The sequence below is a fragment of the Rhizobium sp. NZLR10 genome (assembly GCF_019685125.1).
In the GTDB taxonomy this organism is placed as follows: Bacteria; Pseudomonadota; Alphaproteobacteria; order Rhizobiales; family Rhizobiaceae; genus Rhizobium.
This window is the reverse complement of sequence record NZ_JABDWE010000004.1, coordinates 115,496-128,104: the sequence shown is the minus strand read 5'-3', so window position 1 is coordinate 128,104 and position 12,609 is coordinate 115,496. Positions and strand designations below refer to the sequence as shown.

Below are 12,609 nucleotides of genomic sequence, written 5' to 3'. Positions count from 1 at the left end.
CGCTTAGTCCGGCTGGTTGATCCAGGCATAGCCGAAACGGTAGCGATCCTCGCCGCGCCCGTAGAAATAGGGCGCGTCGATCACCGACCCATCCGGTGCGGACGTGCCGAGATTGGCTTGGAGCCATTGAGCCATGGCCGGCGGGAGGGCTTCGCTTCCCCCTTTCGGCGGTATCAGCCAGACGAGGAGAAGCGGTCGCCGGTCGGTCAGATCCGGATGGAAGCCGGGATAATCCACGGAGAGAACCGGCAAGCCGGGAATATCCTGCCGGAGATTGCCGGCAAGCAGGCTGTCTCCGGCAAGGATCGCCGCCGGCTCGGCCTGTTTGCGCAGGCTTTCCAGCATCGTGGCATAGGGCCTGTTCAATCGTTCGTAGTGACCGGTGAAGCGTGCGGCCGCGACACTGCCGTAAAGGGCCGCTGGCACGCCGATCATGATGATCGCGACGATCGCCATAAAACGCCGGAACGCCCTGCCTGTCGCGACGCCGGCGGCCTCGATCTTCAGGCAGAAATAGAGCGGCAGGATGAAGAGCATCGGCACCAGCCAGCGGTCCTTGATACCGGCCGCGCCGCCGAAGACGATCAGAAACAGAATGCCGGTGAGGAAGACGAGCATCATCCGCTCGATGAGCCGTGTCCATTCCGAGCCGGCGGTGAGCGCCGGACGACAGCTCTTGCCGAAGACGATGGCAAAGACCGCCACCGTCAATCCGGCAAAGCTGATGGTGGCGAGAGCGAGCGAGCTGACACCCATGGCCACCTGCACGAGATAGCTCGCATGGCCGCTCGCAGTCATCTTCTCCAGGGTGCGTGCGGTGGCGAAATCGAGATTGTCCTTCAGCCAGAAGAGATGCGGCAGGGTGATGACGAATGCCACCGCCGCCGTCAGCATCAGCCGCCGGTCGAAGATCCGCGGCCGCAGGCGCGCATCCGCCAGCGCGGCAATCAGCGCTGCCGCCGGCAGGATCGCGAAATTATATTTAGCAAGCAGTCCGAAGCCGATTCCGATGCCGGCGATCAGATAGGAGGCAAGGCTCGGCTGTTTCAGGCTGCGGATGAAGCCGTAGAAGAAGATGCTGGCCGAGAAGAACACGGCGACCGTATGCGTGAGGTCGCGCTGCATCTCGAAAGCCATCTGCGGGATCGTCAGCAGCCCCAGTGTTGATATCGCCACCAGCGCCTTGTCGCGCAGCAGGAGACGCGCGGTCAGGCCGTAGAGCAAGTAGGACGTGAACAGCAGAAGGTTTTTCACCACCGAAAGCGCGGCAAGCGAGACGCCGGCAAATTGGAAGACGGTGTATTGCAGCCAGTTGTAGAACGGCGGCTGAGGGCCGTAGCCGGCGGCAAGCCATTGCGAGCGGAAGGCCTGTTCGGCTTCGTCGAGATCGAGCGAATGCGAGGTTGCCAGCCGCACGCCGACCTGAAGCACGAAATAGGCCGCCAGCAGAACGAAAATCCACCGGATGTCGCGGCTATTGGTTTCGCTCATCTATCTGGCCCTCGGCTGAACCCAGGCGTAACCGAGCGCGAAATTGTCGCCCGGGCGGCCGAAATAATAGGGAAGCGACAGCGAGCCGATCTCCTGCGGCGCGATGCCCGCTGCCGTCAGCGCCGATGAAAACTGCTCCGGCATGACCGCATCGGCGGCCGTCGCCGTCTTCTTGCCGCGCCAGACGATCAGCACCGGTCCCTTCGCCTCGGCATAGGCTGGAATGCCAGGTGCCGGGAAATCGGGGATGACCGCGGGCACATCGGGAAATTGCAGCCGCATGTTTCCGCCGACATAGGTGTCCGAGGCGATCACCAACGCCGGTTCCGCCTGCCGCGACATCTCGCGGGAAAGGCGCGCCATCGGCACGTTCGGCCTGCTGTAGACGCCGATCAGCCCGGCGCCGACGACACGCAAGCCGAGTGCGATCAGCACGCAGGCCATCAGCACCGGCAGCACCGGCCGGAGGCGGCGTAGCCCTCCGGAAAGGTCGATGCCGGCAGCCTGCATCTTCGCCAGGAAATAGATCGGCAGCACGAGCAGGAACGGGTCGAGCCAGCGTTCACGCACAGTGGTGGAGCCGGTGAAGAGCACGATGAGAACGATGCCGGCAAGGCTTGCGAGCATCATCCGCTCCATCATCCCGGTCCAGCGGTTGCCGGCCGAAAGGGCACGGATAAAATCCCGGCGGAAGGTGGCGGCGAAGATAGCGGCCGGCAGGGCCGCAAAGGCAATGATGGCAACGACAAAGGCGATGATGCCCTTGCCAATTCGCACCATGCCGGCGGGTTCGTTGCCGGCCGCCATCTTCACCAGAGTATCCGAGGAGGCAAATGCGAGATTGTCTCGCAGCCAGATCGCGTGCGGCAGGACGATGACCAGCGCAACGGCGATCGCCGCCAATATGCGCCAATCGAGCGCCCTGCGGCGCCATTCGGCATCCGGCAGGATGGCGATCAAGGCGGCGGCTGGCATCAGCGCGAAATTATATTTCGAGATCAGGCCAATGCCTGTGGCAAGCCCGAGCACGAGATAGCTGCCGAGATTTGGTCGATCGAGCGTGCGGAAAAAGCCGTAGAGAAACAGCGAACTGGCAACGAGCAGTGCCGTCGTGTGGGTCAGATCCTGCTGGGCCATAAAGGAGACCTGGGGCAGGGTGATCAGCGCGAGCATGCCGATGGCGGCAAGCGCCTGGTCCTTCAAAGCTTCGCGCCCGGCAAGGCCGTAGAAAAGGTAGCACAGAAAGAGGAGAATATTCTTCGGAACGATCAGCGCGCCGATCGACATGCCCGTGACCGAAACGACGGCATATTGCATCCAGTTGTAGAAGGGCGGCTGCGGACCGTAGCCCGCCAGCAGATATTGCGAGAAGAAGGATTGCTCGGCCTCGTCGAGCTCCAGCGAATGCGGAAGCGCGAGGCGCAGCACGATGTTGAGCACGAAATAGGCCGCAAGCAGCAGGCCGGCGGTTTTGATCGTCCTCGTCGCGCGCTCCAGCATCGTGCTGCCGGCTTAGGCTTGGCTTCGATCGTCGAAGATCTGCCGCACGATATAATTCGGAGAGGCGTCGTCACGGTAATAGGTGCGCGCGATCATCTCCGCCAGGATGCCGGTTGTGATCATCTGCACCGACGACAGCAGCAGCACGACGCCGACCATCAGCATCGGCCGCGTGCCGATATCGTTGCCCATGATGAACTTGTCGAAGCCGAGATAGATGAGGATCAGCATCGCGACCGCACCGAGGCCAAGACCCAGCGAGCCGAAGAAATGCCCAGGCCGCGCCTTGTAGCGCATAAAGAACATCACCGACAGCAGGTCGAGAATGACGCGGACGGTGCGCGAAATTCCGTATTTCGAAACGCCGTGTTCGCGCGCATGGTGGGTGACGGCCATCTCGCCGATGCGCGAGCTCGGGACGACGCCGGCCACCCAGGCCGGGATGAAGCGGTGCATTTCGCCCATCAGCTTCACCTGCTTGATGATTGAGGCACGGTAGATCTTCAGGCTGCAGCCGTAATCGTGCAGCTTGACACCGGTGATGCGGCCGATCAGGTAGTTTGCGCACCAGGAGGGGATCTTGCGCAGCAGCAGACCGTCCTTGCGGTTCTTGCGCCAGCCGACCAAGAGGTCGAGTTCGCGCCGTTCCAATTCGGCGACCATCGCAGGAATGTCCTTCGGATCGTTCTGCAGGTCGCCGTCCATCGTTGCGATCAGCCGGCCCTGAGCGGTGTCGATACCAGCCTGCATGGCAGCGGTCTGGCCGAAGTTGCGCTGCAGCTCGACAATCCTGAGCACCAGCCCGTCGCGTCCGACGAACTTGCGGGCGTTGACGAGCGTCGCATCCGTGCTGCCGTCGTCGACGAGGAGCAGCTCCCAGCGATGGGGATAGGCTGCCATCGCAGCCACGACACGCTCGACGAGCGGACCGACGCTATCCTCTTCGTTGAAAATCGGCACGACCAGCGACAGCTCGAGCGATTGTACCGGATCATTCGTACCGCGAATGGGCTCTACGGTTGTCTGCAACGTTCATCTCCAAAAGGCCGGACGGCCGAGCAATCTTACTGCTGCCGTCGCGCTTGCGGAAGGCTAGTACATGAACTGTCCGCCGGTTGCCAGCGGGCAATGCCGGTTTCCCCGCAATCGCTTGACCTGCCGCAACGCTATTTGGCGCCGCCCTCTACCCAGGAATACCCGATGGAGAAGCTGCGTTTGCCGTCACCGAAGAGATAGGGCAGCGTCAGCGTGTTCAACTCCTGCAGATGAATGCCTGATCTTGCGAGATCGTTGGCGAAGCCGGGGGAAATCGTCGGGTCGTCTGCGGTCTCGCCGCGCCAGACAACCAGAACCGGTCCCTTCGCAGCCGCATATTCGGGAACCCCGGATCCCGGGAAGAACGGTATCACCACGGGAACATCGGGAAGCGCCAGCTTCAGATTGCCGGCCACGAACTTGGTTCCAGCGACGATGAGAACCGGCTTGCGGGTCGCGGTCAATTCAGCGACGTAGCCCGCAAAGGGTACGTTCGTTCTCGTATAGGTGCCGATATATTGAATGCCGATGATCCGGAAGAGAAGGATCGACAGGATGACGACCATGAAGACCGGCACCACGGGCCGGAAGCGCGCAAGGCCGGCGGAAAGATCGACACCTGCGGTTTCCAGTTTCAGGAACAGATAGAGCGGCAGGACGAGCAGGCAGGGGTCGAGCCAGCGCTCGTGGATATCGCTTGCGCCGGCAAAGAGCACCACGCCGACGAAAGCGACCAGACTGATGACCATCATCCGCTCGATCACCCGGATCATCGGGCTGGACGAGGAGAGCGCGCCAAAGAAGTCCCGCCGGAATGCGGCTGCGACGAGAACGATCGGCAAGGCGACGAAGCCGAGGACGGCGATGAGGAGAGATAATAGTCCCTGTCCGATGCGGGGCATGCCGGCGGGGGCCAAGTCTTCTGCGGTCATTCGCTCCAGTGTCGGCCCAGAGGCGCTGAGGAGATTGTCAGGCAACCAGAGCGCATGCGGCAGCACGATCAGAATGGCGACTACGATCGCCGGCAGCAAACGCCAGTCGATCAGGCGGCTGCGCCATTCCCGGTCAGGCAGCACGGCGAGGAGTGCTGCAGCCGGCAGGATGGCGAAATTGTATTTCGAGATCAGCCCGATGCCGGTGGCGATGCCGATGACGAGGAAACTTGCGAGCGTCGGCTGGCGCAGCGTCCGGAAAAAACCGAAGAGGAAGAGCGAGGTCGCAAACAGCAGGGCGACGGTATGGGTCAATTCGCGCTGCGCCATCAGGCCCACCTGCGGCAGCGTAATCAGGCTCAGCATGGCGACGGCTGCCAGCGAACGGTTCTTCAGCACCTCGCGGGCAGCAAGCCCATAGAAGAGATAACAGCCGAAGAGAATGATATTCTTGGGCACCGACAGCACCCACATCGATATGCCGGTCACCGAAACGATGGCATATTGAATCCAGTTGTAGAACGGCGGCTGCGGGCCGTAGCCGGCAAGCAGGTATTGTGAATAGAAAGATTGCTCCGCCTCGTCGAGATCGAGCGTATGAGGCAAGGCGATGCGCAGCGCGATATTGAGCAGGAAATAGACTGCCAGAAAAATGCTTGCGCTCGTAATGCTTTTGGTAATCCGCTCCAACATCGATCTCCACGTCAAGCCGGCAAGGCATGTGATTTACCGGTCAGCGCTCGGATCGTCGGCGGGGAAGCGGAGTTCGCCGCCACTGCCCATCAACTCCGCCGTTGTGCGCAACCGTCATTTCTCTTAAAAGGCCTGGCGACGGGATCGGGCCCTGCCGACCCAAGCCCTGCCGACCCAAGCAAGGAATGCCTACTACATGAAGAGTTCGATCGTTGAAAGCCGGCAATCCTGGTTTATGCGCAATCGCATGACGGTGCTGACGGTCGTCATCGTCGCAGCCTATGCGCTCTTCATCCAATGGTTCTGGGGTTGGCCTGTCATTATCAGGCAGTGGGCGGATGTCGGCGCCGGTCCGGTGATCGGCGCGCTGGTGCTCCTGACGAGCACCTATTTCCTGCGCACCTGGCGCATCTATGATTATTTTCCGAAGGAGACGGCCGGCCGGTTCGCGGTCCTCTTCCGCGTCACGCAGATCCACAACCTGTTGAACATCATGCTGCCCTTCCGCACCGGCGAGACCAGCTTTCCGCTGTTGATGCGCACGGAGTTCGGCATTCCGCTGACACGCGGAACCTCGGCGCTGTTCGTCATGCGGCTGCTCGACCTGCACGCGCTGGTCGCCGCCGCCGGTATCGGTTTTGCCGTCGCCGCCGCAGATGCAGTTGTTGCCTGGTTGCTCTGGACGGTGTTTCTGCTGCTGCCGGTCGCAGCTTTCGCCGCGCGCAAGCCGCTGCTGCGCCTCGCCGCCAGGCTGCTGCCGGGGAAGGCGCAGAAATTCGTCGCCGAGATCGAAAACGGTTTGCCGGTCGATGCCATCGCTTTTACACGCGCCTGGGCGATGACCATCGTCAACTGGCTGGTGAAGGTGATGGTGCTTGCCTGGGCGCTCGGCCTGATGGGCGTGCTGCCGATGGCGGCGAGCTTCGGCGGTGCGCTTGGCGGTGAGCTTTCCTCCGTGCTGCCGGTACACGCGCCGGGTGGCGTCGGTACCTATCCGGCCGGCATCACCGCCGGCGCCATTGCTCTCGGCGCTTCGAGCGAGCGGCTGGCCCTGGCCGCGTTGGCGCAGGCAAGCGTCAACGCCCACCTGCTGATCATCGTCTCAGCGCTGACGGGCACGGCGATCTCACTGCCGCTCGGGCGCCGCGGCAAGCTCTGAAATCCGTTTTCTGAGAAATGCCTGCTCCGGCTCCTGCCGGCAAAGCGACAGCGCCGTTCCATAGGCCGCGATCGCCTCCTGCCGCCGGCCGAGGCGCCGCAGGAAATCGGCGCGCGCCGAATGAGCGAGATGATAGGCCTTGAGCTCCTGGCGTTCCAGAATGGCATCGACCAGATCCAGCCCCTTCGCCGGCCCTTCCGCCATCGCGATCGCCACGGCGCGATTGAGTTCGACGATCGGGGAGGGCTGGGCCGCCAGAAGAAGATCGTAATAGAAGGCGATCCGCCGCCAGTCGGTCTCATCGGCAGCAGGTGCCCTGGCATGCTCGGCGGCGATTGCCGCCTGCAGTGTGTAGGTGCCGATCTCTCCCTCCCGCATTGCCTCGGCAAGCAGCGCCGATCCTTCCGCAATCTTTTCATGATCCCAGAGCGAGCGGTCCTGATCGGCAAGCAGCACCAGCAGCCCCTGCTCATTGCTGCGGGCGGTGCGGCGGGAATCCTGCAGCAGCATCAGCGACAGCAGGCCGCGGACATCGGGATGCGGCAGCAGCGCCAGAAGCAGCCGGGCCAGACGGATCGCCTCCGCCGTCAGGTCGGCACGAACCACGGCCTCGCCCGAAGAGGCGGAATAGCCTTCGTTGAAGACCAGGTAGATGACGTGCAGCACCTGGTCGAGCCGCTCAGGCAGCGCCTCGCGGCCTGGCACCTCATAGGGGATATTCTCCGTTCGGATCCTGTTCTTGGCGCGCACGATCCGCTGGGCGACCGTCGGCGCCGGGGAGAGGAAGGCATGGGCGATCTCCTCGGTGGTCAATCCGCAGATTTCCCGAAGCGTCATCGCCGTCTGCGCATCGGAGGGGATGGCGGGATGGCAGCAGGTGAAGATCAGCCGCAGCATGTCGTCCTCGATTGGTTCCATGTCGCCGATCTCCGTTGCATCAGGCGTGTAGAGGCTGTCCTCGATGTGATGCTGCGACGCATCGAAGCGCGCTCGCCGCCGGATCGTGTCGATCGCTTTGAAGCGCCCCGTGGAAACGAGCCAGGCGAAGGGATTGCCGGGAATGCCGTCGGCCGGCCATGTCCGGGCGGCCGCGGCGAAGGCGTCGTGCAGCGCTTCCTCGGCCCGGTCGAAATCGCCGAGCAGGCGGATCAGCGTCGCCAGCACCCGGCGCGATTGGGTTCGATAAATCTCCTCGATCAGGCTTTCCAACGGCGCACCTCAGTCCGGCAGGGTCAGCATCCGCACGGGCCGAAGTTCGACCGCGCCGAAACGCGCCGAAGGGATCCGCCCGGCGATCTTTTTTGCCGTCGCCATATCAGGCGCCTCGATGACGTAGAAGCCGGCAAGATGCTCCTTCGTCTCGACATAGGGACCGTCGGTCGCGGACAGAGTGTTGTCTCGAACACGCAGCACGGTCGCCCTATCAGGCATCTCAAGCGCATCGGCGTGGACCATGATACCGTCGCGGCGCAGTTCCTCGTCGAAGGCGAAATGCGCTTTGACGAGGTCATCGGTCTCTTCAGATGTCAGCGTGCCGTCGGTGTCGGCGCTGTTATAGATCAGGCAGATGTAGCGCACGACTATTTCCCATCCTGGATGGCATAAGTCGGGCGCACTTCGATTGAGCAATATCTGAGGATCGGAAAACTGGACACGATCGTCTTCGCCTCCTCGATATTCTCGGCTTCGATCAGCACGAAACCACCGAGGTGCTCTTTGATTTCGGCAAAAGGACCATCGGTCGCGGAGGCTTCGCCGTTGCGCAGGCGGACGGTGATCGCCGCTGACGGTTCATGCAAGGCGAGCGCCACCAGCAGATGACCGCTCTCGCGCCAGCGATTGTCGCTGGTGATGCACTCCTGTGTGAGCGCATCCCATTCGGTCTGAGGAACCAGCTTGCTTTTTTCCGTGTCGAACCAGATCTGGCATAGAAACTTCATTGGTACCTCCTCATTGAGCTGCGAATTCGTGGATGGGCCGCACCTCGATCGCGCCGAGCTTGGCAAGCGGGATGCCAGCGGCGATGCGGATCGCGTCGTTGAGATCCTTGGCCTCGATCAGGATGAAGCCGCCGAGCGCCTCCTTGGTCTCGGTAAAGGGACCGTCCGTTACCGACATTTCACCGCCCCGCACCCTAACGGTCACCGCCGCTTTCGGCGACTGCAACGCCTGGGCGACGATCATATGTCCGCTTTCGACGAGGTCCTTGTCATAGTTCAAGGAGTTCGTGTCGAGCTTGGCCTTCTCCTCTTGCGTCATGGCGTCGAGCACGCCGTTATCGAACCAGACCTGACAGAGATATTTCATCGCGGACAGCCTCCCTTGCGGCGCTTCAATGACTCTGGACGATCGAGCTTCGCGCATTTCGACATCGCCCTAAAAAAACTTTTGGTGGGTCGGCTGTCGAAACGGCAAGTCAGCACTCGACAAGGCTTCATCGAAACCTGTCGAGGAGAACGACAATGAGCATTCTTGAAATCGCGCTGGCAAGCCAGATCTGGGCACGTCGCCATGAAAAGCGTCAGCAGGAGTTCCTCGAAAGCGATGGGCTGAAGATTCTCCAGCGCGTCGCTTTCGCCTTCCTGGCCTTCACCCTGTTGATCGCAGGGCTGAATATTGCCGCTGGCAGGCCGCAGACGCTTGCACAGCGCTCAGTGCCTGTTGTGATGACAGGCCGATGAGGAAACGGCCTATTGGAAGGCCGTTTCGAAGAAGCTGCGCAGCTTGCGCGAATGCAGCGCTTCCGTCGGCATGGCGGCAAGCTTCTGCACGGCGCGGATGCCGATCTGCAGATGCTGGTTGACCTGTGTGCGGTAGAAGGCCGTCGCCATGCCCGGCAGCTTCAATTCGCCGTGCAGCGGCTTGTCGGAAACGCAGAGCAGCGTGCCGTAGGGCACGCGGAAGCGGAAGCCGTTGGCGGCGATCGTCGCCGATTCCATGTCGAGCGCGATTGCGCGCGCCTGGGACAGCCGCTTCACCGGCCCGCGCTGGTCGCGCAGTTCCCAGTTGCGGTTGTCGATCGTCCCGACGGTGCCGGTGCGCATGATGCGTTTCAGCTCGAAGCCCTCGTAGCCGGTGATTTCGGCAACGGCTGCCTCAAGCGCCACCTGCACTTCGGCCAGCGCCGGGATCGGCACCCAGACCGGCAGATCGTCGTCGAGAACATGGTCCTCGCGCATATAAGCATGGGCAAGCACATAATCGCCGAGCCGCTGGCTGTTGCGAAGACCGGCGCAGTGGCCGAGCATCAGCCAGGCATGCGGGCGCAGCACGGCGACATGATCGGTGATCGTCTTGGCGTTGGAGGGGCCGACGCCGATATTGATCATGGTGATCCCGGCATGGCCCTTCTTCTTTAGATGGTAAGCCGGCATCTGCGGCAGGCGCGTAAGCGCCGCATCGGTTTCCGGCGCGCTCGAGCCGGGCAGGGTGACGATGTTGCCGGGCTCGACGAAGGCCGTATAGCCGTCGCCGCCCTCCGCCATCAGCTTGCGAGCCCAGCTGCAAAATTCGTCGATATAGAACTGATAGTTCGTGAACAGCACGAAATTCTGAAAATGCTCGGCATGCGTCGCCGTATAATGCGACAGACGGGCGAGCGAATAGTCGATGCGTTGCGCGGTGAATGGCGCAAGCGGCGAGGGCTCTCCCGGTGGCGGGATATATTCGCCGTTGGCGATCTCGTCATCGGTGGTGTTGAGGTCGGGCGTGTCGAAAATATCGCGCATCGGAACGTCGATGAAGGCGTTTGTCGATGCTTCCACATGCGCACCCTCGCCGAAGGCGAAATGCAAGGGGATCGGCGTCGTCGATTCCGACACGATGACCGGAACATTGTGGCTCTTCACCAGGAGCGCCAGCTGCTCCTTCAAGTAATGCTTGAAGAGCTTCGGCCGGGTGACTGTCGTCGTATAGATGCCCGGTGCCGTGACATGGCCGTAGGAAAGGCGCGAATCGACATGGCCGAAGCTTGTCGTCTCGATGCTGACCTGCGGATAGAAAGCACGATAGCGCGAGGAGATCGGAGCGCCCTGCGCCAGCTCGGTGAAGCTCTTGATCAGGAATGCCGTATTGCGCTCGTAAAGCGCCGTCAGCGCCTCCACCGCCTTGGCGGGATCATCAAAGCTCTGCGACTGGAAAGGGGGTGGCGAGGATATGTCGAGCGGCGACAAAGGGGAGATTCGTTTGTTCATGACGCATTATAGAGAGTTGTTTTTGACAAGCAAACGACGCGCGCCGGCGGAATCCGATTATTTTATCGTCTTCCGCGTCAGATGCCGCTCACTGCACCGATGGCGCGCAGAAGGTGCCGTTTCTCTCCAGGCAGGTATAGCTCGCCCCGAAATGCGACTGTGCGCCACCGCCGCCATTGTGCACCACCACCGCCGAAAACGTGATCGCGAAGATCGCCGCAAACAGTGTGATGATGCTGAAACGCCTTGCCAGAATATACATGTCCATTGCCTTGCCCCCGATACGCAACTCTATCGTGACAAGGGTTTTGCCATGGGGCGGCTGAATGAGTGCTGAGATACCGGTTCATCCAGCGTTCAGCTTGCCGGGGAGGCTCGGGCGGGTTGCGGAGGGGATTTACAAGGGTTCGCCAGGCCCGGCTCAACGCGTTCGATTTTGCCGGGTCGCTTGGGTGAAGGGGCGGAAAAGGGCCGCTGGCATGCCGGGGCGTTGGCATGCCCCGCGTTTGGTGATCGTCGTGCAGCCGCCAGGCTCAGAGCCGTGTCCATGTCTGGGCCTTGCAGAGGACCTTCATCACGCAGCCTTGCATCCTCAGCGAATTGCCGGAAATCTTGCCCGAGCCGCTATAAGTCTTGTCGGCGGCCGGGTCGATGATCTCGCCGGCATAGCTGCCACCGGTTCCCGCAAGCGTGCCGATCTTCCGGCCGGCATATTTGCCGGTCTTCAGCGTCACGCAATAACTGCCGCCGCAGGAAGCGATCACCGCCGTATCGCCGGCGGCCGTCTTCCAGTTACCGACGATCGGCTCCTCGGCATGCGAGATCCCCGCGATCATTGTTATGGCGGCGGCGAGAACGAAGCTGCGGATCATCTTTTCCTCCATGATGTCCCTGATCGGCCGCGAAACTAACTGACGCGAACGTAAAGGTAAATAAGCATGATTGTTATCCCGCAGACTGGGCAAAAGACGCGAGAAAAAGCCGTGCGGCGGCCTTTCAAAAATATCGCCTGCTGATTTCATGATGAACGATCCCTTTATTTTCAGATCTGAATCTTTCGTAAAATTCGAGCGAAAATCCCTAATCCGCAAGGCATCTGATGTTTAACAAAAACCCAAATTTACCAAGCATTTGCACTTTGTTTGTCTAGAATTAATCATGCATTTTAGGCGTTTTTTGAAAGCCGTTTGGCATAGTGAACCCATCAAACGAGCGGGGCAAACCCGCCGGACCGCAAGGGCCGCAAGCCGCGATAGACGGCAAGGCCCAGAGGTAAAACAGGGTAAGTCATAAACAGGCTAACAGGGATAAAACCGATGGCACGCTTTGAAATGCACAATGCTGAAACGGCCACCATGGGTGGCGACAACAGCGCCGATGTCTTCTGCGAAATGGGTCTGATGTATGCGACCGGCCGCGGTTGCGAAGTCGATCTTGTCGCAGCTCACAAATGGCTGAACATCGCCGCAATCAAGGGCAACGACCGCGCCGCCGAGCTTCGTGCCGACGTGGCCGCCGCAATGGACAAGATGCAGCTCGTGGCAGCGCTACGCGCCGCCCGCGAGTGGATGACGGTTCACTGACATTGTCCTGCCGGCAAATCGGC

The 12,609-nt window shown here is 61.4% G+C and carries 14 protein-coding genes; 3 read left to right on the top strand and 11 right to left on the bottom strand.

The genetic code is table 11. From position 1 onward, the window contains the following. Nucleotides 1–3: 3 nt before the first annotated feature. From HJB82_RS08220 to HJB82_RS08205, 4 genes are all read right to left on the bottom strand, one after another. Nucleotides 4–1,491 (bottom strand): glycosyltransferase family 39 protein, encoded by a 1,488-nt coding sequence (locus HJB82_RS08220; RefSeq protein ID WP_221139805.1) that lies wholly within the window; start codon nt 1,489–1,491, stop codon nt 4–6. Then, nucleotides 1,492–2,991: a glycosyltransferase family 39 protein gene (locus HJB82_RS08215; protein ID WP_221139804.1), complete on the bottom strand. Its 1,500-nt coding sequence runs from the start codon at nt 2,989–2,991 to the stop codon at nt 1,492–1,494. It abuts the gene before it with no gap. A 12-nt stretch (nt 2,992–3,003) separates the two neighbouring features. Beyond that, nucleotides 3,004–4,020, bottom strand: coding sequence for a glycosyltransferase family 2 protein (locus tag HJB82_RS08210; RefSeq protein ID WP_207583579.1), 1,017 nt, complete (start codon nt 4,018–4,020; stop codon nt 3,004–3,006). Nucleotides 4,021–4,157: 137 nt separating this feature from the next. Beyond that, nucleotides 4,158–5,651: a glycosyltransferase family 39 protein gene (locus tag HJB82_RS08205; protein ID WP_221115309.1), complete on the bottom strand. Its 1,494-nt coding sequence runs from the start codon at nt 5,649–5,651 to the stop codon at nt 4,158–4,160. Nucleotides 5,652–5,847: 196 nt separating this feature from the next. On the opposite strand from HJB82_RS08205, the gene HJB82_RS08200 reads away from it, so the two are divergent. Beyond that, complete coding sequence (locus HJB82_RS08200) at nt 5,848–6,810, top strand: lysylphosphatidylglycerol synthase domain-containing protein (protein ID WP_221139803.1); 963 nt, start codon at nt 5,848–5,850, stop codon at nt 6,808–6,810. Here the strand turns inward: HJB82_RS08200 and HJB82_RS08195 are convergent. Genes HJB82_RS08195 through HJB82_RS08180 form a run of 4 tightly spaced genes read right to left on the bottom strand, consistent with a single transcriptional unit; the run spans nt 6,778 to nt 9,117 of the window. Then, on the bottom strand, nt 6,778–8,019 hold the full coding sequence (locus HJB82_RS08195) for an RNA polymerase sigma factor (protein WP_221139802.1): 1,242 nt from the start codon (nt 8,017–8,019) through the stop codon (nt 6,778–6,780). The two genes, HJB82_RS08200 and HJB82_RS08195, sit on opposite strands and share 33 nt — an antisense overlap. 9 nt (nt 8,020–8,028) lie before the next feature. After that, nucleotides 8,029–8,388 (bottom strand): YciI family protein, encoded by a 360-nt coding sequence (locus HJB82_RS08190; protein ID WP_221115307.1) that lies wholly within the window; start codon nt 8,386–8,388, stop codon nt 8,029–8,031. Nucleotides 8,389–8,390: 2 nt separating this feature from the next. Next, nucleotides 8,391–8,750: a YciI family protein gene (locus tag HJB82_RS08185; protein WP_207583584.1), complete on the bottom strand. Its 360-nt coding sequence runs from the start codon at nt 8,748–8,750 to the stop codon at nt 8,391–8,393. A 10-nt stretch (nt 8,751–8,760) separates the two neighbouring features. Then, on the bottom strand, nt 8,761–9,117 hold the full coding sequence (locus HJB82_RS08180; protein WP_207583585.1) for a YciI family protein: 357 nt from the start codon (nt 9,115–9,117) through the stop codon (nt 8,761–8,763). A 155-nt stretch (nt 9,118–9,272) separates the two neighbouring features. Here HJB82_RS08180 and HJB82_RS08175 point away from each other — a divergent pair, with 155 nt between their 5' ends. Next, the gene (locus HJB82_RS08175; protein ID WP_207583586.1) at nt 9,273–9,491 is read left to right on the top strand and encodes a hypothetical protein; all 219 of its coding nucleotides are present in this window, start codon (nt 9,273–9,275) and stop codon (nt 9,489–9,491) included. Nucleotides 9,492–9,500: 9 nt separating this feature from the next. Here the strand turns inward: HJB82_RS08175 and HJB82_RS08170 are convergent, their stop codons facing one another. From HJB82_RS08170 to HJB82_RS08160, 3 genes are all read right to left on the bottom strand, one after another. Next, the gene (locus HJB82_RS08170; RefSeq protein ID WP_207583587.1) at nt 9,501–11,003 is read right to left on the bottom strand and encodes an AMP nucleosidase; all 1,503 of its coding nucleotides are present in this window, start codon (nt 11,001–11,003) and stop codon (nt 9,501–9,503) included. Nucleotides 11,004–11,091: 88 nt separating this feature from the next. Then, complete coding sequence (locus HJB82_RS08165) at nt 11,092–11,271, bottom strand: hypothetical protein (protein WP_164010299.1); 180 nt, start codon at nt 11,269–11,271, stop codon at nt 11,092–11,094. Between the two features lie 265 nt (nt 11,272–11,536). Next, entirely contained in the window at nt 11,537–11,875 is a 339-nt protein-coding gene (locus HJB82_RS08160) for a DUF2147 domain-containing protein (RefSeq protein WP_207583588.1), read from the bottom strand. A gap of 444 nt (nt 11,876–12,319) precedes the next feature. Here HJB82_RS08160 and HJB82_RS08155 point away from each other — a divergent pair, with 444 nt between their 5' ends. Next, complete coding sequence (locus tag HJB82_RS08155) at nt 12,320–12,586, top strand: sel1 repeat family protein (RefSeq protein WP_018071017.1); 267 nt, start codon at nt 12,320–12,322, stop codon at nt 12,584–12,586. Nucleotides 12,587–12,609: the final 23 nt, after the last annotated feature.